This is a genomic window from Roseateles sp. DAIF2, from assembly GCF_015624425.1.
GTDB lineage: Bacteria > Pseudomonadota > Gammaproteobacteria > Burkholderiales > Burkholderiaceae_C > Kinneretia.
The window spans coordinates 5,029,402-5,048,314 of the sequence record NZ_CP049919.1 but is presented as its reverse complement, the minus strand read 5'-3'; the positions used below and the strand labels follow the sequence as shown (position 1 = coordinate 5,048,314).

Below are 18,913 nucleotides of genomic sequence, written 5' to 3'. Positions count from 1 at the left end.
ACGGCTTAGAAGCGGTAGTCGACGCCGACCGAGATCAGCTTGACATCGGGATGAGGCTTCTGGAACTCGGCGCGCAGGCCGATCTGCTTGTTGATGGCGTAGCGGGCACCGAAGCCCACCAGGCCCTTGGTCTCGCTGTCCTTCTCGTTCAGGCCGGGGCCGGTCACCTTGGATTCGACGCGGCTCACGCCAAGGCGGCCGAACAGGCTGAAGCTGTTGCTCAGGGGGGCGCTCAGCAGCACCGAGGCTTGCAGGGCCGAACCCTTCAGCTTGTCGCCGAACTGGGTGTCGCTGCCCAGGCTGCGCCAGCCGGCTTCGAACGACACGTTGTCGTTCAGCAGGTAGCCGCCGTACAGATTCACGCCGTTGCTCTTGAAGGTCGTGTCTTCGGCCTTGAAGCGGGTCTGACCCACGTCGGTACCGACGTAGAAACCCTCGGCTTGAGCGGCGGTGGACAGGGCGGCGACGATGGCCAGGGCGATGATTTTCTTCATATGAGAGGTCATCCTGCTGTCGTTCGTTTTATGAACAGCTTTGTTGGAGAGAGGGGAAAAAGAAAACGCCTCTCGCAGGAGAGGCGCTTCGCATTGTCCGGGCCCGTCCGGCGGGCTCGGGCCCGCCGGTTGGGTGTCAGCAACAAACTGGAAACAATTGGTGAGGCGGCTGCCAATCCGTCACGGAATCTCAGGGTTTTCCAGTGCTTGTTGCGCTTTCAGCTCGCGCAGGCAGGCCACGCAGAGGCAGCTGGTGTAGTCGCGGGCGAGACGCTGGCGCAGCGCCTCGCCGATCTCCAGCCCGAAGCAGGCGCAATGGCCGTCGTTGACGCCGCAGCGGAAGGGCTGGCCGCAGCGCGGGCAGTCCTCGTTGAGCGGCAGCGGCCTGGCGATGGCGGCCGGGGCGGGGTTCATGCGAACAGGCTCCGGTGCTGCTCGCGCAGCAGGTTCTTCTGCACCTTGCCCATGGTGTTGCGCGGCAGCGCGTCGACGACGAACACCTGCTTGGGCACCTTGAAGTTGGCGATCTGCTTTTTCAGCGCCGCCATGATCGCCTCGCCGTCCACCCGGGCGCCGGGCTTCGGCACCAGCACCGCGACCACGCCCTCGCCGAAGTCCGGGTGAGGCAGGCCGATCACGGCCGATTCGGCCACGCCGGCCATCTCGTTGATATAGCCCTCGATCTCGGCCGGGTAGACGTTGTAGCCGCCGGAGATGATCAGATCCTTGCTGCGGCCGACGATGGTGAAGTAGCCGCGGGCGTCCCGCTTGCCGACATCGCCGGTCTTGAACCAGCCGTCGGCGGTGAACTCCTCCCTGGTCTTCTCCGGCATGCGCCAGTAGCCGGCGAACACGTTCGGGCCCTTGACCTCGATGCTGCCGATCTCGCCGGCGGGGCAGGGCTGCCCCTTGTCGTCCTGCACGCGCACCTGCACGCCGGGCAGGGCGAAGCCGACGGTGCCGCCGATCCTCTCGCCGATCTCGGCGCGGTAGGGGTTGGAGGTCAGCATCACGGTCTCGCTCATGCCGTAGCGCTCCAGGATGGTGTGGCCGCTGCGGGTCTGCCAGTCCTTGAAGGTCTCGATCAGGAGTGGTGCCGAGCCGCTGACGAACAGACGCATGTGCGCGCAGGCCGCCGGCGTCAGCGCCGCTTCGCCGAGCATGCGCACATAGAGCGTCGGCACGCCCATGAAGATCGTCGCGTCCTTGAAGCGCGCGATCGTGGCCTTGGGGTCGAACTTGCTGAACCAGATCATCTTGCTGCCGTTCAGCAGCGCGCCATGCGAGGCGACGAACAGGCCATGCACATGGAAGATCGGCAGCGCGTGGATCAGCACGTCGCCGGCCTGCCAGCCCCAGTAGTCCTTCAGGGTCTGCGCGTTGCTGAGCATATTGCCGTGGCTCAGCATCGCACCCTTGCTGCGGCCGGTGGTGCCGCTGGTGTAGAGGATGGCGGCCAGCTCCTCGGGCTTCTTGACGGCAGGCTCGTGCACATCGCTCATCGCGCCGGCGCGGTCCAGCAGGGTGCCGCTGCGGTCCTCGTTGAGCGTGAACACGTTCTGCGTGCCGGCCTGGAAGGCGATCTTGCTGACCCAGCCGAAGTTCTTGCCGGCGCAGACCACGACGGCCGGCTCGGCATTGCCGATGAAGTACTCGATCTCGGCGGCCTGGTAGGCGGTGTTCAGCGGGAGATAGACATAACCTGCCCGCAGCACCGCCAGGTACAACATCAGCGCCTCGACGCTCTTCTCGGTCTGCACCGCGACCCGGCTGCCGGCCGGCAGCTCCAGCGAGACGAGCAGATTGGCCATCATCGCGGTGGCGCGCTCAAGGTCGCGCCAGCTGTAGGCCAAGCCGGCCTGCTCGCCGTCGGCGCATTCGATGGCGACCGCGTCCAGGTCGGCGGGGAAGGCGGCGCGCAGCGCCGCGAACAGGTTTGCGTTCATGTCGGTATTGTCGTCAATCAAGCTTCGCGCCCGAGCTCTTGACGACCTCGGCCCAGCGCTTGAGCTCGCTGTGCACGAAGCCGCCGAAGGCATCGCCGTAGAGGTTCGGCAGCTCGGCACCCAGGCCGTTCCAGCTGGTCTTGATCGCGTCCTCGGCGAAGGCCTTCTTCAGCTCGGATTGCATCGAGGCAATGATCTCCTTGGGCGTGCCCTTGGGCGCCCACAGGCCGTACCAGGTCGCGACCTGGTAGCTCGGCACGCCGCCCTCGGCGCTGGTCGGCAGGTCCGGGAAGCCGGGCGCGCGCTTCGGGCCGGCCACCGCGATCGCCTTGATGCGGCCGCCCTTGATGTGGCTGGCGCTGGAGCCCAGGCCGTCGAACATCAGGTCCACCTGGCCGGCGATCAGGTCCTGCAGGGCCGGGCCGGCGCCGCGGTAGGGGATATGGGTGATGAAGGTCTTGGTCTGCAGCTTGAACAGCTCGCCGGCCAGATGGTGCGAGGTGCCGTTGCCGGCCGAGCCGTAGTTCAGCTTGCCGGGGTTCTTGCGGATGTACTCCAGCAGGCCCTTCAGGTCAGTCGCCTGCACCTTGCTCGGGTTGACGACGATCACCTGCGGCACGCTGGAGATCAGCGCCACCGGCACGAAGTCCTCCTCCAGCTTGTATTCCAGCTTCGGATACATGCTGGGCGCGATCGCATGATGGACCGCGCCCATGAAGAAGGTGTAGCCGTCCGGCGCCGCCTTGGAGGCCAGGGTCGCGCCGACGGTGCCGCCGGCACCGCCCTTGTTGTCGATGATGAACTGCTTGCCGGTCTGCTTGCTCAGCTGCGCGGTCAGCGGGCGGGCGAAGGCGTCGGTGCCGCCGCCGGCCGGGAAGGGCACGACCCAGGTGACCGGCTTGCTGGGCCAGCTCTGCGCCTGGGCGCCGCCGGCCAGGGCCAGCAGGGTGAGGCCGGCCGCGGCCAGCGCGGCGCGGCGCGTCGTCATCGAGGGTTGGTTCATCGGAGGGTCTCCTTGAGGGGCCGCTGCGCGGCCTGTTATGGATGGATGAAAGGGTCGGGGCGATCAAAGCAGCGCGGCGACGCCGCGCGAATAGGCGATATCGCCCTGGGTGAAGGCCTCGTGATGGCCCTCGATCTTGCCGAGGTCGTAGAGGTAGTTGACCATCAGACCACAGCTCTGTTTCAGTCCCTTGGCGCTGCGGTTGCCCAGCGGGTTCAGGCGTTCCAGGCGGGCGCCGTTGTCGAGGTGAAAGCGCGCCACCGGGTCGCCCTGCGGCGTCGCGGTCTGGCCCACCAGGTAGACCGCGGCCAGGCGCAGCAGGGCCTGCTGCTGGGCCTCGTCCAGCTTGGCTAATGGCTCGGCCTGGCTGAGCTTTGCCCATTCACCGCCGCAGGCCTCCTGCAGCAGGGCGCGCGCCGCGCGGGCCCGCTCCAGCTGGACCTTCTTCAGACCGGGCAGCTCGGCCAGCTCGGTCTTCGCCAGCCAGGCCGCGAAGCCGGGGATTGGCGACAGGGTGCAGAAGGTCTTCAGCCGCGGGATCTCGCGCTGCAGATGCTCGGCCACGCGCTTGATCAGGAAGTTGCCCAGCGACACGCCCTTCAGCCCCGGCTCGCAGTTGCTGATCGAATAGAACACCGCGACCTTGTACTTGTCCGGCGCCATCGTCTCGGCCTTCTTGTCGATCAGCGGCGCGATCGCGCCGGGCATCTCGGGCAGGAGCGCCACCTCGACGAAGATCAGCGGTTCCTCGGGCAGCTGCGGGTGGAAGAAGGCGAACAGCCGGCGGTCCGGCTGCAGGCGCCGGCGCAGATCGTCCCAGCCGTCGATCTCGTGCACCGCCTCGTGGCGGATGATCTGCTCCAGCAGCTGGGCCGGCGAGTTCCAGTCGACCTGGCGCATCTGCAGAAAGCCGGGGTTGAACCAGGAGCTGAACAGGTGCAGCAGGTCCGCCTCGACGCCGCGCCATTCGGGATGCCGGGACAGGCCGGTCAGCAGCGCGCGGCGCAGCCGCACCAGGGTGCCGGTGGCGCCGGGCGCGCGGTTCAGGCGGCGGAACAGCTCCTGGCGCGGCGGCTCGCTGAGCTTGATCAGCGCCAGCAGCTGCTCGGCCTCCGGCGTGTCGGCATAGGCCTGGGCGGCGGCCAGCACCATCTTGGGGTCGGGATTGAAGTCGCGCGCCAGGCGGTGGAACACCGCCTCCAGCGAGGCCGGCTCCAGCGCGGCCAGGCGCGCCACCAGCTCGCGGGCCAGGCCCAGGCTGTTGGCCTCGCCGCGCTCGGACAGCAGGCGGCGCGCGGCGATCAGGAATTGGCGCTGCTGATGCTGCAGCCTCAGTTCAGTCAACATGGCTCGCTTCTCCCGGTGACAGGGACTTCAGGGCCTGCAGGGCCGCCAACTGGGCCAGCAGATGGGCCTGCATCTCGCGCTCGGCCGCGGCCGCGTCGCCGGCGGCCAGCGCGGCCATCAGCCGGCGATGCTCCGCGAGCGAGGCCTGCAGCCGCCCCGGCGACTTCAGCTGGCGGCCGCGCATCAGGCGCAGGAACTTGCGCAGATCGCTGGTGACGCGCTCCAGCCAGCGGTTCGCCGCCAGCGCCTGCACCAGGCTGTGGAACTGATGATTGGTCCGGTAATAGGCATCCAGATCGCCGGCCGCGGCGGCCAGCTCCAGCTGCTCGTGCAGCTGGCGCAGGCTCAGGATGTCGGCCGGCTGCGCCTTGGTGGCGGCCTCGAAGGCGCAGCGGCCCTCCAGCATCGCCATCACCGGGAACAGGTCGGCCGCGTCCTCGTCGCGCATCTCGATCACGCGGCAGCCCTGGCGCGGCAGCAGCTCCAGCAGGCCCTCGGCCACCAGCACCTTCAGCGCCTCGCGCAGCGGGGTGCGGCTGATCGCCCATTGCTCGGCCAGGCGCTTCTCGTCGATCAGCGCGCCGGGTGCCAGCTCGCGGGCGAAGATCATCGCGCGCAGCCGGGCGACGACGCCGTCGTGCATCGAACTGCCGCGCAGGGGGAGTTGATCGTCCATGGCCGGTTGATGATTTTGTAATTCCATAATTACAGCCTCGTGCGCGTCTCGCATCGGGGTAGACCCGGAGGCGGCCTTTTCGGCCCCGGTGGCGCCCGGACGCGCTGCTACATTGCCCGGCAATGTCCCCGCTGCCGCCCCGCGGCGCGGCTGCCGCCAGCCCCGCCGCCCTGTCCCCGTCCGCCGAACTGCTGTCGTCGTTCGGGGCCGAAGGCGTGCTGCGCCTGGCCGCGCGCACCCTGTTCGAGCAGCTGGCCAGCACCGCCCAGGGCATGCTGGTGCTGGACCGCGAGCACCGCGTGGTCTGGATCAGCGAGGGCTACAAGCGCTTCCTGCCGGCGCTGGGCTTCGGCAGCGAAAGCGAGTTCGTCGGCCGCCGGGTCGAGGAGCTGGTGCCCAACACCCTGCTGGCCGAGGTGATCGAGACCGGCCGGCCGATCCTGGTCGACCTGTTGAGCAACAAGGCCGGCACCTTTCTGGTCAGCCGCCTGCCGCTGCGCGACGAGGCCGGCGCGGTGATCGGCGCGCTGGGCCTGGTGCTGCTGGACCATCCGCAGCATGGACAGCAGCCGCCGCTCGCGAGCAGCGGCGAGGCGCCGACGATGCAGCCGTTGATCGCCAAGTTCGGCCGGCTGCAGCGCGAGCTGGACGAGGCGCGTCGCCAACTGGCCGCCGAGACCGCGAAGAACCGCCGGCCCAAGCACACGATCGCCGGCTTCATCGGCAGCAGCCCGGCGGCGCTGGAGGTCAAGCGCCAGGCGCGCCGGGTCGCCGCGCTCGATTCCACCGTGCTGCTGCTGGGCGAGACCGGCACCGGCAAGGAGCTGCTGGCGCATGGCATCCATGCCGCCTCGCCGCGCGCGGCGCGGCCGCTGGTCAGCATCAATATCGCGGCGGTGCCGGACACCCTGCTGGAAGCGGAGTTCTTCGGCGTCGCGCCGGGCGCCTATACCGGCGCGGACCGGCGCGGCCGCGAGGGCAAGTTCGCGCTGGCCGATGGCGGCACCCTGTTCCTGGACGAGATCGGCGACATGCCGCTGGCGCTGCAGAGCAAGCTCCTGCGCGTGCTGCAGGAGCAGGAGTTCGAGGCGCTGGGCAGCAATGCGGTGCGCCGGGTCGATGTGCGGGTGATCGCCGCCACCAGCCGCGACCTGGCCGGCATGGTGGCGCGCGGCGAGTTCCGCGCCGATCTCTATTACCGGCTCAATGTGCTGCCGATCCGGCTGCCGGCGCTGCGCGAGCGGTCGGCGGACATCGAGGCGCTGGCCGAGGCACTGCTGGAGGACATCGCGCGGCGCAGCGGCATGCCGCAACGCCAGCTGGCGCCGGACGCGCTGGATTGGCTGGCGCGCGAGCCCTGGCCGGGCAATATCCGCGAGCTGCGCAACCGCCTGGAGCAGGCCAGCCTGATGAGCGACGAGCTGCTGCTGTGCGCGGCCGACTTCGGCGCGGCGTCGGTGCCCGTCATGCAAGACCCGGCCCCGGAACGACCCGCTGTAGCGACTGCCGAGGTCGACGAGGAGGCGCTGCTGCGCCCGCTGCCCGAGCAGGTGGAGCAGCTGGAGCGCCGGGCCATCGCCCGCGCCCTGACCCTGACCGCCGGCAACCGCATGGCGGCGGCGCGGCTGCTGCAGATCTCGCGCGCCTCGCTCTACGAGCGCCTGGCGCGCTGGCCCGATCTCGGCTGAAGAACAGACCACCCCCTACCGGCTTCGCCGGCCCCCTCAAGGGGGCACGCCCGCAGGCCCGGCAGAGCCGGATCCTCGGGCGTCGTTGAGCTGAACCGCTTTTTCCTTGGCTTCTCCCGGTTGCCAGCCGGGCGCTCAGCGCCCATAGTGTTTGCAAACGAACAAGAGGAGACTTCACATGTTGGGGAACCTGATGCTGGCCACGCGTCTGCGCCTGGCCGTCGTGCTGGTGCTGGCGGGCTTTGTCGTGCTGGTGCTGCTGCTGACCTACCGTGCCTCCGGCAGTCTGCTGGCGGTGAAGATGCTGACCACGGTCGAGCAGGTCAAGGCGGGCGAGCGCCTCGTGCGCGAGTTCCATGACAAGGCCAAGAGCGGCGCGATGAGCGAGGCCGAGGCCAAGGCCGCCGCGGCGGCCGCGGTCGGCAAGATCCGCTACTCGGGCAACGAGTACCTGTGGATCAACGACATGGGCCCGCGCATGGTGATGCACCCGATCCGGCCCGAGCTGAATGGCCAGGACCTGGGCCAGAACAAGGACCCGGACGGCAAGCGCCTGTTCGTCGAGTTCGTCGACGTGGTCAAGGCCAGCGGCGCCGGCTATGTCGACTACCTCTGGCCCAAGCCCGGCTCCAAGGATCCGGAGCCCAAGCGCTCCTATGTGCAGGGCTTCGCGCCCTGGGGCTGGGTGATCGGCTCGGGCGTCTATGTGGATGACGTCAAGGCGGTGGCGCGGCGCGATGCGCAGATCAGCCTGGGCCTGGTGCTGCTGGCCGGCCTGCTGGCGCTGGGCGGGGTCGAGATCTTCGTGCGCGGCCTGCGCCGGCGCCTGAGCTCGATGCGCGAGCTGATGGCGGCGGTGGCGGCGGGCGACCTGCGCCAGCGCATCGACACCGGCCGCGCCGACGAGCTGGGCCTGGTGCTGCGCGAGGTGGCGGCGATGCAGGGCCGGCTGACCGAGCTGGTCGGCGCGATCCGCAGCGCCACCGAATCGATCGGCCATGCCTCCAGCGAGGTGGCGCTGGGCAGCCAGGACCTGTCCTCGCGCACCGAGCAGGCGGCCGCCAATCTGCAGCAGACCGCGGCCTCGATGCAGGAGCTGACCCAGCAGGTGCGCCATTCGGCCCAGGCCGCCGACCAGACCAATGCGCTGGCCGACAGCGCCGCCGGCCAGGCGCGCGCCGGCGCGGCGGTGATGGAGGAGGTGGTGCGCACGATGGACGGCATCGCCGATGCCAGCCGCAAGATCTCGGACATCATCTCGGTGATCGACGGCGTGGCCTTCCAGACCAATATCCTGGCCTTGAACGCGGCGGTGGAAGCGGCGCGCGCCGGCGAGCAGGGCCGCGGTTTCGCGGTGGTGGCCGGCGAGGTGCGGGCCCTGGCCCAGCGCAGCGCCGAGGCGGCCAAGGAGATCAAGCGCCTGATCATGGACTCGGTCGAGCGGGTCAATGCCGGTAGCCAGCAGGTCAGCCGCGCCGGCGCCTCGATGGACGACATCCTCGGCGCGGTGCAGCGCGTCACCACCACGGTCGGCGAGATCAGCCAGGCCAGCGCCGGCCAGTCCGATGGCATCGCGCAGATCAACCAGGCCGTCACCCAGCTGGACAGCATGACCCAGCAGAACGCCGCCCTGGTGGAGCAGACCGCGGCCGCCGCCGAGGCGCTGAAGCAGCAGGCGCAGAGCCTGGGCGCGACGGTGGCGGTGTTCAAGATTCAGACGGTCTGAGGCGTGCCACTGTCCGAAATTCAGGCAATGCCCGGAATCCGGACGGATCGAAGCAGCCATTTCCAGGCATCGGGCCCCGATTTCGGGCGGGCATGGGCCTTGCGTTGACTGCGGGCATGGGTGGCAGCAAGACCGCCCCAAACCCAGGAGACAAGCCCGATGAAGCAGCGTTCGCACTCGTCGTCAACATTCCCTTCATTCCTGCCGCGCTGGAGCCGGACCCTGTGCCTGGCTCTCGGCGGCCTGCTGGCTGGCGCTGCCGCGCTGGCTCAGGGCGAGATCCGCATCGCCCATGTCTACAGCAAGACCGGGCCGTTGGAGGCCTACGGCAAGCAGACCCAGATCGGCTTCATGATGGGCCTGGACTATGCGACCGGCGGCACTTTTGTCGTGGCGGGCAAGAAGCTCGTCGTGATCGAGAAGGACGACCAGGGCAAGCCCGATGTGGGCAAGAGCCTGCTGGCCACCGCCTATGGCGACGACAAGGCCGACCTGGCCGTCGGGCCCAGCAGCTCCGGCGTCGCGCTGGCCCTGCTGCCGGTGGCCGAGGAATACAAGAAGATCCTGCTGGTGGAGCCGGCCGTGGCCGATTCGATCACCGGCGACAAGTGGAACAAGTACATCTTCCGCACCGGCCGCAACTCCAGCCAGGATGCGATCGCCAATGCGGTGGCGCTGGACAAGCCGGGCGTCACGATCGCCACCCTGGCGCAGGACTATGCCTTCGGGCGCGACGGCGTGAAGGCCTTCAAGGACGCGATCAAGAAGGCCAGGATCGTGCATGAGGAATACCTGCCGACCACGACCACCGACTTCACCGCCGGCGCCCAGCGCCTGATCGACAAGCTGAAGGACCAGCCGGGCCGCAAGCTGATCTTCATCATCTGGGCCGGCGCCGGCAATCCGTTCAAGATCGCCGACCTGGATCTGAAGCGCTACGGCATCGAGATCGCCACCGGCGGCAACATCATGCCGGCGATGGTGAACTACAAGGCCTTCCCTGGCATGGAGGGCGCGACTTATTACTACTTCGGCATCCCGAAGAACCCGGCCAACGAATGGCTGGTCGCCAACCATTACAAGCAGCACAAGACCCCGCCCGACTTCTTCACCGCCGGCGGCATGAGCGCGGCGATCGCGGTGGTGGAGGCGCTGAAGAAGACCAGCGGCGACACCAACACGCCCCGGCTGATCAAGGCGATGGAGGGCATGAGCTTCGAGACGCCCAAGGGCCGCATGACCTTCCGCGCCGAGGACCACCAGGCGATGCAGGCGATGTACCACTTCAAGATCAAGGTGGATCCGGCCTTCCCCTGGGGCGTGCCTGAGTTGATTCGCGAGATCAAGCCAGAAGAAATGCAGGTGCCCGTTCGCAACCGTCGTTGAGTGCGCCGGCTACTGCGCGAACGTAATCCGTCGTTGCGGGTCCTTCCGCGAATCCTCACGACCAGGAAGGTCGCTCCGGTTCGCTGATCCCCCCGCGCCTAGTCTTCCGTCCGCTCGCTACGCCTCGGGCCGTGCTACTTCGCTGAGTTCTTCGTCATGCTTGAAACCCGCGATCTCACAATAAGGTTTGGTGGTCATGTGGCCGTCGACCGCGTGTCCTGCTCGTTTGCGCCGGGCACCCTGACCGCCATCGTCGGGCCCAACGGGGCCGGCAAGACGACCTACTTCAACCTGATCTCGGGCCAGCTGCGCGCCAGCGCCGGTTCGGTCTCGCTCGATGGGCATGACCTGACCCCGCTGTCGGCGCCGCAGCGCACGCGCCGCGGCCTGGGGCGGGCGTTCCAGCTGACCCAGCTGTTCCCGAACCTGTCGGTGCTGGAGAACGTGCGGCTGGCGGTGCAGGCGCGGCGCGGCCAGGGGCTGGACTTCCTGTCGGTCTGGCTGCAGCACCGCGAGCTGCTGGACGAGGCGCGCGCCATCGTCGAGCGGGTGCGGCTCTCGGCCCGCATCGACGCCCCGGCGGCCAGCCTGCCGCATGGCGACCAGCGCAAGCTCGAGGTGGCGCTGCTGATCGCGCTGCGGCCCAAGGTCTATATGTTCGACGAGCCGACCGCCGGTATGAGTGTCGACGAGGTGCCGGTGATCCTGGACCTGATCCGCGAGCTGAAGGCCGAAGGCCGCCACACCATCCTGCTGGTCGAGCACAAGATGGACGTGGTGCGCGAGCTGGCCGACCGCATCATCGTGCTGCACATGGGCCAGCTGGTGGCCGACGGCGAACCGGCCACGGTGATCGCCTCGCCCGTGGTGCAGAACGCCTATCTCGGGGTGGCGGCATGAGCCAGACCTTGCTGAGCCTTGAAGGGGTGCACACCCATATCGGCGCGTATCACATCCTGCATGGCGTGGATCTCGAAGTGCCCGAGAGCCAGCTGACGATGCTGCTGGGCCGCAATGGCGCCGGCAAGACCACGACCCTGCGGACCATCATGGGCCTGTGGAAGGCCGGTCAGGGCCGGCTGCGCTTCGACGGTCAGGACATCGCCGCGGTGGCGACGCCCGAGATCGCGCAGCGCGGCATCGCCTATGTGCCGGAGAACATGGGCATCTTCGGCGACCTGACGGTGCGCGAGAACCTGCTGCTGGCGGCGCGCCGCGCGCGCTCGATAGCCGAGATCGACACCGCGCGGCTGGACTGGCTGTTCGGCCTGTTCCCGGCCTTGAAGACCTTCTGGCTGCATCCGGCCGGCAAGCTCAGCGGCGGCCAGAAGCAGATGCTGGCGATCGCCCGCGCGATGGTCGAGCCGCGCCGCCTGCTGCTGATCGACGAGCCCAGCAAGGGCCTGGCGCCGGCCATCATCCTGAACCTGGTCGAGGCGCTGCGCGAGCTCAAGCGCGCGGGCGGCACCACGGTGCTGCTGGTCGAGCAGAACTTCATGGTCGCCAAGGCCTTGGGCGACCGGGTCGCGGTGATGGACGACGGCCGGGTCGTGCATGCCGGCGCGATGGCCGAACTGGCCGAGGACGATGGCCTGCAGCAGCGCCTGCTGGGCCTGTCGCTGGCAGCCCACCAATGATGATGTATAGCACCACGATGCCCCCTACGCCCGTACCGGTGTCCGCCGCCGCCATGCCCAAGGCACGCTTCGACGCGATCCCGTTGCTGCTGCTCGCCGGCCTGGCGTTGGCCGCGCTGCCCCTGATCGGCAGCGCCAGCAGCTGGGCCACCCTGACCCTGGCCGGGCTGGCGATGGGCCTGATCATCTTCGTGATCGCCTCCGGCCTGACCCTGGTGTTCGGGCTGATGGACGTCCTGAACTTCGGTCATGGCGTGTTCATCGCCCTGGGCGCCTTCATGGCCACCACGGTGCTGGGCGCGATGTCGGGCTTCACCGCCAGCCCGGCGCTGCTGAGCAATCTGTTCGCGGTGGCCGTGGCCTGCCTGGTCGGCATGGCGGTCGCCGGGGCCGTGGGCCTGGCCTTCGAGCGCGTGATGGTGCGGCCGGTCTACGGCATGCATCTGAAGCAGATCCTGATCACGATGGGCGGCATGATCATCGGCGAGGAACTGATCAAGCTGATCTGGGGCGCGCAGATGATCGCGCTGCCGCTGCCCGAAGGCCTGCGCGGTGCCTTGCTGTTCGGCGACGTGGCGGTCGAGAAGTTCCGCCTGCTGGCGGTGCTGGTCGGCCTCGTCGTGTTTGCCGGCCTGCTGTGGCTCTTAAACCGTACCAAATTAGGGCTCCTGATCCGCGCCGGCGTGCAGGACCGCGAGATGGTCGAGAGCCTGGGCTACCGCATCCGCCGCCTGTTTGTCGGCGTGTTCGTCGGTGGTTCGGCGCTGGCCGGGCTCGGCGGCGTGCTGTGGGGCCTGTACCAGCAGAGCGTGATCCCGCAGATCGGCGCCCAGGTCAACACCCTGATCTTCATCGTCATCATCATCGGCGGCCTGGGCTCGACCCTGGGCTGCTTCGTCGGCGCGCTGCTGGTGGGGCTGATGGCCAACTACACCGGCTTCCTCGCGCCCAAGGTGGCGCTGTTCTCCAACATCGGGCTGATGGTCGCCATCCTCTTGTGGCGCCCGCAGGGCCTGTACCCCGTCACCAATCGCTGATGGCCACCATGCTCAAGTCGCTGCTCTCCCACGACCTGCCGCGCAGCAAGCTGCTGGCCGCGCTGCTGCTGGCCGTGCTGCTGGGCCTGGCCTTCACGCCCTTCCTCTTTCCCGGGACCAAGGCGCTCAATGTCGCGGCCAAGATCCTGATCTTCGTCGTGCTGGTGGCCAGCTACGACCTGCTCCTGGGCTATACCGGCATCGTCAGCTTCGCGCACACGATGTTCTTCGGCATCGGTGCCTATGGCATCGCGATCGCCAGCACCCGCATGGGCGAGGGCTGGGCGGCCGTGGGGACAGGTCTTGCCGGCGCACTGATCGTCTCGCTCGGGCTGTCGCTGGTGATCGGCCTGTTCAGCCTGCGGGTCAAGGCGATCTTCTTCGCGATGATCACCCTGGCGGTGGCCTCGGCCTTCCTGACCCTGGCCTCGCAGCTGTCCGACTTCACCGGCGGCGAGGATGGGCTGAACTTCAAGGTGCCCGAGCTGCTGCAGCCCGGCACCGAGTTCCTGGAAGAGCCGTTTCTCGGTGCCAGCATCGACGGGCGCTTTGCGGCCTATTACCTGCTGTTCTTCGCCGCGCTCGCCCTGGTGCTGCTGATGCTGCGCATCGTCAACTCGCCCTTCGGCCGCGTGCTGCAGGCGATCCGCGAGAACGACTTCCGCGCCGAGGCGATCGGCTACCGCACCGTGGTCTATCGCACGCTCTCCAACGTGCTGGCCGCGCTGTTCGCCACGGTGGCCGGCGCGCTGCTGGCGCTCTGGCTGCGCTACAACGGGCCGGACACCTCGCTGTCCTTCGAGATCATGCTGGACATCCTCTTGATCGTCGTGATCGGCGGCATGGGCACGATCTACGGCGCGGTGCTCGGCTCGGTGCTGTTCGTGCTGGCGCAGAGCTATCTGCAGGACCTGATGAAGCTGGGCGCGGTGGCCGTCGAGGGCGTGCCGCTGCTGTCGCAGCTGATCGCGCCGGAGCGCTGGCTGCTCTGGCTGGGCCTGCTGTTCGTGCTGGCGGTCTATCACTTCCCCAGCGGCATCGTGGGGCGCCTCCGCCAGGCGCGATCGGAGAAGGAGCAAGGGCGATGACACAGGCGAGTTCCCAATACCTGCGCTGCGAGGGCCGCGAGATCCATTACATGGACTGGGGCGACGCGCGGGCGCCGCAGACCGTGATCGCCTGGCATGGCCTGGCGCGCACCGGCCGCGACATGGACGAGCTCGCCCGGCATCTGTCGGGTGGTGGCCGCTACCGCGTGATCGCGCCCGACACCCTGGGCCGCGGCCTGTCGCAATGGAGCCCCGTGCCGGCCGAGGAATACTGCCTGGCCTTCTATGCCCGGCTGGCCACAGCGCTGGTCGACCAGCTGGGCCTGGAGCGCTTCCACTGGGTCGGCACCTCGATGGGCGGCGCGATCGGCATGCGGGCCGCGGCCGGGCCGCTGCGCGGGCGCATCCGCCGCCTGGTGCTGAACGACATCGGGCCGGCCCTGGCCGCGCCGGCGATCGAGCGCATCCGCAGCTATGCCGGCGCACCGGCTGCCTTCGACACGGTGAGCGAGCTGGAGCAGTATTTCCGCCAGATCTACAAGCCCTATGGCTGGTTCAGCGATGTGCAATGGCGCGCGCTGACCGAAAGCTCGGTGCGGCGCCTGCCCGATGGCCGCGTCACGCCGCATTACGACCCGGCGATGGTGCGCCAGTTCATCGACCACCCGCAGGACTACGAGCTCTGGGACGCCTGGGACGGCCTGGACCTGCCGGTGCTGTGTCTGCGCGGCGAGGATTCCGACCTGCTGCTGGCCGAGACCGCCGAGGCGATGCGCGTGCGCGGCCCGCGCGCGGTGATCGCGACCATCGCCGGCTGCGGCCATGCGCCGGGGCTGAACGTGCCGGAGCAGCTGGGGCTGGTGGAGCGCTTCCTGGACGGGGCCTGAGGATCAGGCTGTCTTGGCGTCGCGGCCGACCTGCCGCAGCGTGACGGACGACAGCAGGGCCAGCAGCGCGACGCTCGCGGCGCTGAGGAGGGCCGCGCCGCCGAAGCCGGCGACGAAGGCCTGGCGCGCCTGCTCCAGCAGCCCGGCGGGCAGCTCCGGCGCGACCGACTGGGCCGCCCACAGGCTGTCGAGCACCGCACTGCGCAAGCCCTCATCCAGGCCGTCAGGAAGATGGTCCGACAGCCGGTGCTGGTAGACCGCGCCGGCGAGGCTGCCGAGCAGGGCGATGCCCAGCGACACGCCGAGGTCCTGCACCATCTCGGTCATCGCGGAGGCCGATCCCGCCTTCTCGGGCGGGGCGGCGCCGACCACCAGATCCGTGCCCAGTGCGGCGATCGCGCCATTGCCCAGATAGGCCAGCGCCAGCCCGGCGATCGCCGCGCTTACACCGGACGCGTCGCCGCTGCCCAGCCGCATGAACAGCAGATAGCCGAGCGCCGACAGCGCGAGCGACCCCGCCACCACGAAGCCCGGCCGGACCAGGCGGGCCAGCAGCGAGGACCCGAGCCCGCCGGCGATCATCGCCAGCGCGGCCAGGCCCATCCAGAGCCCGGCGGCCGCGGGCGAGTGGCCGGCGATCAGCTGCAGATACTGGGCGACCAGCAGCATCGCACCGCCGACGGCGATCAGCCCGACCAGCAGCACGACCAGCGCGACCGAGAACGCCCGGTTGGCGAACAGGCTCAGATCCAGCAGCGGATCGGCCAGGCGGCGCTGGCGCCGGACGAAGAGCAGGGCGAACAGCAGGCCGATGCCGATGGCGGCGATGGCCAGCGGCGCCGGGCCGGCCTTGGCGAGCTGCTTGATGCCGTAGATCACCGGCAGGATGGCCGCCAGCGACAGCCCGACGCTGAGCAGGTCCAGCCGCTCGGCGCGCGGCGCGCGGTACTCGGGCAGCAGCCAGGGCGCCAGGACCAGCAGCAGCAGGACCACCGGCACCGCGACCAGGAAGGCCGCGCCCCACCAGAACGCCTCCGTCAGCAGGCCGCCGACGACCGGCCCCAGCGCATAGCCGATGCCCCACATCGTGACCCAGATGCCGATGCCCAGCGCGCGCTCGCGCGGATCGACGAAGAGGTTGCTGATCAATGCCAGGGTCGAGGGCATCAGCGTGGCGCCGGCGATGCCCAGCGCCGCGCGTGCCGCGATCAGCATGCCGGCGCTGGTCGCGCAGGCCGCCAGCACCGAGGCCAGCGCGAAGGCCCCGGCGCCCAGCAGCAGCAGCCTGCGCCGCCCGATGCGGTCGCCGAGCGTGCCCATCGTGATCAGGAAGCCCGCGATCAGGAAGCCGTAGGCGTCCATGATCCACAGCGCCTGCGTCGTCGTCGCCTGCAGATCGCGCGCCAGGGCCGGCAGGGTCAGGTGCAGCAGGGTCAGGTCCATGCCCAGCATGATGGTGGGCAGGGACAGCAGGGCCAGGCCGGCCCAGGCGCGCGGCCCCGCGCGTCCGGAGGCCTGGGCGGCGCGGTGGTCGCCGCCCGATGCGGGGGCGGTGATGGGGGCCTGGAGATGGGTCATGGTGAAGCCGGGGGCGGTGCCGTGGGTTGCGGAGCCCCGATCTTCATGAGAGTCTTATGCCATGACAATTTAAGCACTTATCCTATTACTGGCAGCAACAGCGATGAATGATCGAAGCCTCCATCGCACCCGCGACGAACTGGCCGAGTTCCTGATCCGGCAGCGCCAGCGCCTGACGCCCGCCGATGTCGGCCTGCCCGGCACCGGGCGGCGCCGCACGCCGGGCCTGCGGCGCGAGGAGGTCGCGGCCCTGGCCGGCGTGGGCCTGACCTGGTACACCTGGTTCGAGCAGGGGCGCGACATCCAGGTCTCGGAGAAGTTCCTGCTCGGCGTGGCCCATGCGCTCAAGCTGGGCGATGCCGAATGCAGCCACCTCTTCCTGCTGGCACATGGGCGGCCGCCGCCGCCGGAGGCGCATCAGGGCGGCTCGGTCACCCCCGCGATCCAGCTGCTGCTGGACGAGCTGCGCCGGCCGGCCTATGTGCTGAACCTGCGCTGGGATGTGGTGGCCTGGAACGCGGGCAGCGACGCGCTGTTCGGCTTCGCCGCGCGGGAGCGCGAGGCGCGCAACCTGCTGCGGATGATCTTCGCCGACCCCGCGCTGCGGCGGCGGCTGCCCGCCTGGAGCGAGGAGACGCCCAGGCTGCTGGCCCAGTTCCGCTACGACTTCGCGGTGGCGCCCGAGGACCCGGCGATGCGCGCCCTGGTGCGGGAGCTGGCGGACCTCTCGCCCGGCTTTCGGCGCATCTGGGACGCCAGCACCGGCGAGCTGGCGCGGCGCGGCGTCGCCTTGCTGCTTGATGCCGAGGGCGAGCCGCGGGCGTTCCGGCACGAGACCTTGATCGTTGACGAGCACCGGCATCTGCGGATGGTGCTGTACTTTGCCGATGCCGAGGGGTGCTCCGCCTGAGGGCCTAACATGCCCCGATGCACACCGACTCCCTGCTCGACCATGTCGCCGCGCTGCTGCGCGACACCGCCACCACCCTGATCGCGCCGCGCTTTCGCCGCCTGTCGGCGGGCGAGGCGATCGAGAAGTCGCCGGGCGAATGGGTCACGGTCGTCGACCGCGAGGTCGAGGCCCGGCTGACGCCGGCGCTGCGCGCGCTGCTGCCGGGCTCGGTGGTGGTGGGCGAGGAGCAATGCGCGGCGACGCCGCAGCTGCTGGACCGGCTGGACGAGGGCCGGGTCTGGCTGGTCGATCCGCTGGACGGTACCAACAACTTCATCGCCGGGCGCGAGCCGCTGTCCTCGATGGTGGCGCTGCTGGAGCATGGCGAGACGGTGGCAGCCTGGATGCTTGATCCGCTGTCCGGCGTGCTGCACCGGGCCCAGCGGGGCGGCGGCGCGTGGCGCGACGGCGAACGCCTGCGCATCGACGCTGCAGGCGCAGGCCTGCGCCGCACCATCGTCAAGACGCGCTTCCTGCCCGAGGCCGAGAAGGCACGCATGGCGGCCTGGCGAGACATCGAGATACTGCCGGGTGTCAATTGCGCCGGCGCCGAATATCCGGCGCTGGCGGCGGGTGACTATGACGCGGTGCTGTACTGGCGCACCCTGGCCTGGGACCATGCGCCCGGCACGCTGTTCATCGAGGAAGCCGGCGGCCGCGCGGCGCGGCTGGATCGTGAACCCTATCGCGCCAGCGACCCTCGAACGGGTCTGCTGGTGGCGCGCAGCCCGGCAATTTGGGAGGAAGCGATCGCCGCCTGGCGATGACGATTCAGTTCAGGCCCGGCAGCTTCAGCCAGCGCCCCAGCCGCGCGCGCAGCGCGACAAAGTCCAGCGGCTTGGTCAGGTGCTCGTCCATGCCGGCGTCCAGGCTGGCGACCACATCGGCCTCCAGCGCATGGGCGGTCAGGGCCAGGATCGGGAAGGCGGGCAGTTGGCCCTCGCGCTGCAGCTCGCGCAGGCGGCGCGCGCATTCCAGACCGTCCATGCCGGGCATCTGGATGTCCATCAGCACCAGGTCCGGCGCGGCCTCCAGGCACAGCGACACCGCTTCCAGCCCGTTCTTGGCCAGGCGGCTGTGCACGCCCATCAGCGACAGGAACTCCAGCGCCACCACCTGGTTGATATGGTTGTCCTCGACCAGCAGCACGGTCGGCTTGACCGCCTCGTCCAGCGGCTCGCCGCCGGGGGCGGCGCCGGCCACGGCGGCATGGCCTGGCGCGTTCTCGCCGGGCTGGGCCCGCAGGGGCGGGCCGTTGAAGGGGGTGAGGGTCTGTGTCGTCATCATTCTTGGGCCTCTGTGATCCTGTCCCGGGCGTGGGCGGCGGGTGACCCGGTGCGTTCCCTGTCACGATCGGCTCGCCCCGGGGGCCCTTGACATGACTCTTGCCCAGGGAAGCGACCGCGGGGTCAATTGTTGCCCGGGCGCGGCGCCAGTGCAACGGCGCGCGTTTCCCCTCAGAAGGGCCTTGACAGCGGGATTGATCCAGCGCAGTCGCCCTGCTGAC

The 18,913-nt window shown here is 69.5% G+C and carries 18 protein-coding genes; 10 read left to right on the top strand and 8 right to left on the bottom strand.

Annotated features, from left to right (window positions below):
* Window positions 1-5 precede the first annotated feature (5 nt).
* From G8A07_RS23260 to G8A07_RS23235, 6 genes are all read right to left on the bottom strand, one after another.
* The gene (locus G8A07_RS23260; protein ID WP_195794308.1) at window positions 6-494 is read right to left on the bottom strand and encodes a porin family protein; all 489 of its coding nucleotides are present in this window, start codon (window positions 492-494) and stop codon (window positions 6-8) included.
* A 180-nt stretch (window positions 495-674) separates the two neighbouring features.
* A complete protein-coding gene (locus G8A07_RS23255; protein WP_195794307.1) occupies window positions 675-908 on the bottom strand; it encodes a cysteine-rich CWC family protein in 234 nt (77 codons plus the stop codon).
* A complete protein-coding gene (locus G8A07_RS23250) occupies window positions 905-2,440 on the bottom strand; it encodes a malonyl-CoA synthase (RefSeq protein WP_249937113.1) in 1,536 nt (511 codons plus the stop codon). The genes G8A07_RS23255 and G8A07_RS23250 overlap by 4 nt, the downstream gene beginning before the upstream one ends.
* A gap of 13 nt (window positions 2,441-2,453) precedes the next feature.
* Window positions 2,454-3,443 (bottom strand): tripartite tricarboxylate transporter substrate binding protein, encoded by a 990-nt coding sequence (locus G8A07_RS23245; RefSeq protein WP_195794305.1) that lies wholly within the window; start codon window positions 3,441-3,443, stop codon window positions 2,454-2,456.
* Between the two features lie 63 nt (window positions 3,444-3,506).
* On the bottom strand, window positions 3,507-4,790 hold the full coding sequence (locus G8A07_RS23240) for a malonyl-CoA decarboxylase (protein WP_195794304.1): 1,284 nt from the start codon (window positions 4,788-4,790) through the stop codon (window positions 3,507-3,509).
* Complete coding sequence (locus tag G8A07_RS23235; RefSeq protein ID WP_195794303.1) at window positions 4,780-5,466, bottom strand: GntR family transcriptional regulator; 687 nt, start codon at window positions 5,464-5,466, stop codon at window positions 4,780-4,782. Before G8A07_RS23235 ends, G8A07_RS23240 begins: the two co-directional genes overlap by 11 nt.
* 122 nt (window positions 5,467-5,588) lie before the next feature.
* On the opposite strand from G8A07_RS23235, the gene G8A07_RS23230 reads away from it, so the two are divergent.
* The 8 genes from G8A07_RS23230 to G8A07_RS23195 all read left to right on the top strand — a co-directional run bounded on the left by G8A07_RS23230 (window position 5,589) and on the right by G8A07_RS23195 (window position 14,876).
* Complete coding sequence (locus tag G8A07_RS23230) at window positions 5,589-7,154, top strand: sigma-54-dependent Fis family transcriptional regulator (protein ID WP_195794302.1); 1,566 nt, start codon at window positions 5,589-5,591, stop codon at window positions 7,152-7,154.
* Window positions 7,155-7,332: 178 nt separating this feature from the next.
* On the top strand, window positions 7,333-8,880 hold the full coding sequence (locus tag G8A07_RS23225; RefSeq protein WP_195794301.1) for a methyl-accepting chemotaxis protein: 1,548 nt from the start codon (window positions 7,333-7,335) through the stop codon (window positions 8,878-8,880).
* A gap of 159 nt (window positions 8,881-9,039) precedes the next feature.
* Window positions 9,040-10,266 carry a substrate-binding domain-containing protein gene (locus G8A07_RS23220; RefSeq protein WP_195794300.1) on the top strand — a complete coding sequence of 409 codons (1,227 nt, stop codon included), beginning with the start codon at window positions 9,040-9,042 and terminating at the stop codon, window positions 10,264-10,266.
* Window positions 10,267-10,422: 156 nt separating this feature from the next.
* A complete protein-coding gene (locus tag G8A07_RS23215; RefSeq protein ID WP_195794299.1) occupies window positions 10,423-11,166 on the top strand; it encodes an ABC transporter ATP-binding protein in 744 nt (247 codons plus the stop codon).
* A complete protein-coding gene (locus G8A07_RS23210) occupies window positions 11,163-11,903 on the top strand; it encodes an ABC transporter ATP-binding protein (protein WP_195794298.1) in 741 nt (246 codons plus the stop codon). Before G8A07_RS23215 ends, G8A07_RS23210 begins: the two co-directional genes overlap by 4 nt.
* A 17-nt stretch (window positions 11,904-11,920) precedes the next feature.
* Window positions 11,921-12,940, top strand: coding sequence for a branched-chain amino acid ABC transporter permease (locus G8A07_RS23205; RefSeq protein ID WP_371816388.1), 1,020 nt, complete (start codon window positions 11,921-11,923; stop codon window positions 12,938-12,940).
* 8 nt (window positions 12,941-12,948) lie between these two features.
* Window positions 12,949-14,028: a branched-chain amino acid ABC transporter permease gene (locus G8A07_RS23200; protein WP_195797927.1), complete on the top strand. Its 1,080-nt coding sequence runs from the start codon at window positions 12,949-12,951 to the stop codon at window positions 14,026-14,028.
* Window positions 14,025-14,876: an alpha/beta fold hydrolase gene (locus G8A07_RS23195; protein ID WP_195794297.1), complete on the top strand. Its 852-nt coding sequence runs from the start codon at window positions 14,025-14,027 to the stop codon at window positions 14,874-14,876. Before G8A07_RS23200 ends, G8A07_RS23195 begins: the two co-directional genes overlap by 4 nt.
* A 3-nt stretch (window positions 14,877-14,879) precedes the next feature.
* Here the strand turns inward: G8A07_RS23195 and G8A07_RS23190 are convergent, their stop codons facing one another.
* On the bottom strand, window positions 14,880-16,454 hold the full coding sequence (locus tag G8A07_RS23190; protein ID WP_195794296.1) for an MFS transporter: 1,575 nt from the start codon (window positions 16,452-16,454) through the stop codon (window positions 14,880-14,882).
* A gap of 103 nt (window positions 16,455-16,557) precedes the next feature.
* Here G8A07_RS23190 and G8A07_RS23185 point away from each other — a divergent pair, with 103 nt between their 5' ends.
* Both G8A07_RS23185 and G8A07_RS23180 read left to right on the top strand, forming a co-directional pair.
* Window positions 16,558-17,364, top strand: a complete 807-nt coding sequence (locus tag G8A07_RS23185; RefSeq protein ID WP_195794295.1) for a helix-turn-helix transcriptional regulator — start codon at window positions 16,558-16,560, stop codon at window positions 17,362-17,364.
* 17 nt (window positions 17,365-17,381) lie between these two features.
* The gene (locus G8A07_RS23180; protein ID WP_195794294.1) at window positions 17,382-18,173 is read left to right on the top strand and encodes an inositol monophosphatase family protein; all 792 of its coding nucleotides are present in this window, start codon (window positions 17,382-17,384) and stop codon (window positions 18,171-18,173) included.
* Window positions 18,174-18,177: 4 nt separating this feature from the next.
* Here the strand turns inward: G8A07_RS23180 and G8A07_RS23175 are convergent, their stop codons facing one another.
* Entirely contained in the window at window positions 18,178-18,693 is a 516-nt protein-coding gene (locus G8A07_RS23175) for a response regulator (RefSeq protein WP_195794293.1), read from the bottom strand.
* Window positions 18,694-18,913: the final 220 nt, after the last annotated feature.

Coding starts and splice junctions, on each gene's coding strand:
- G8A07_RS23260 (WP_195794308.1), bottom strand. CDS start 494: ATGAAGAAAATCATCGCCCTGGCCATCGTCGCCGCCCTGTCCACCGCC.
- G8A07_RS23255 (WP_195794307.1), bottom strand. CDS start 908: ATGAACCCCGCCCCGGCCGCCATCGCCAGGCCGCTGCCGCTCAACGAG.
- G8A07_RS23250 (WP_249937113.1), bottom strand. CDS start 2,440: ATGAACGCAAACCTGTTCGCGGCGCTGCGCGCCGCCTTCCCCGCCGAC.
- G8A07_RS23245 (WP_195794305.1), bottom strand. CDS start 3,443: ATGAACCAACCCTCGATGACGACGCGCCGCGCCGCGCTGGCCGCGGCC.
- G8A07_RS23240 (WP_195794304.1), bottom strand. CDS start 4,790: ATGTTGACTGAACTGAGGCTGCAGCATCAGCAGCGCCAATTCCTGATC.
- G8A07_RS23235 (WP_195794303.1), bottom strand. CDS start 5,466: ATGGACGATCAACTCCCCCTGCGCGGCAGTTCGATGCACGACGGCGTC.
- G8A07_RS23230 (WP_195794302.1), top strand. CDS start 5,589: ATGTCCCCGCTGCCGCCCCGCGGCGCGGCTGCCGCCAGCCCCGCCGCC.
- G8A07_RS23225 (WP_195794301.1), top strand. CDS start 7,333: ATGTTGGGGAACCTGATGCTGGCCACGCGTCTGCGCCTGGCCGTCGTG.
- G8A07_RS23220 (WP_195794300.1), top strand. CDS start 9,040: ATGAAGCAGCGTTCGCACTCGTCGTCAACATTCCCTTCATTCCTGCCG.
- G8A07_RS23215 (WP_195794299.1), top strand. CDS start 10,423: ATGCTTGAAACCCGCGATCTCACAATAAGGTTTGGTGGTCATGTGGCC.
- G8A07_RS23210 (WP_195794298.1), top strand. CDS start 11,163: ATGAGCCAGACCTTGCTGAGCCTTGAAGGGGTGCACACCCATATCGGC.
- G8A07_RS23205 (WP_371816388.1), top strand. CDS start 11,921: ATGCCCCCTACGCCCGTACCGGTGTCCGCCGCCGCCATGCCCAAGGCA.
- G8A07_RS23200 (WP_195797927.1), top strand. CDS start 12,949: ATGCTCAAGTCGCTGCTCTCCCACGACCTGCCGCGCAGCAAGCTGCTG.
- G8A07_RS23195 (WP_195794297.1), top strand. CDS start 14,025: ATGACACAGGCGAGTTCCCAATACCTGCGCTGCGAGGGCCGCGAGATC.
- G8A07_RS23190 (WP_195794296.1), bottom strand. CDS start 16,454: ATGACCCATCTCCAGGCCCCCATCACCGCCCCCGCATCGGGCGGCGAC.
- G8A07_RS23185 (WP_195794295.1), top strand. CDS start 16,558: ATGAATGATCGAAGCCTCCATCGCACCCGCGACGAACTGGCCGAGTTC.
- G8A07_RS23180 (WP_195794294.1), top strand. CDS start 17,382: ATGCACACCGACTCCCTGCTCGACCATGTCGCCGCGCTGCTGCGCGAC.
- G8A07_RS23175 (WP_195794293.1), bottom strand. CDS start 18,693: ATGATGACGACACAGACCCTCACCCCCTTCAACGGCCCGCCCCTGCGG.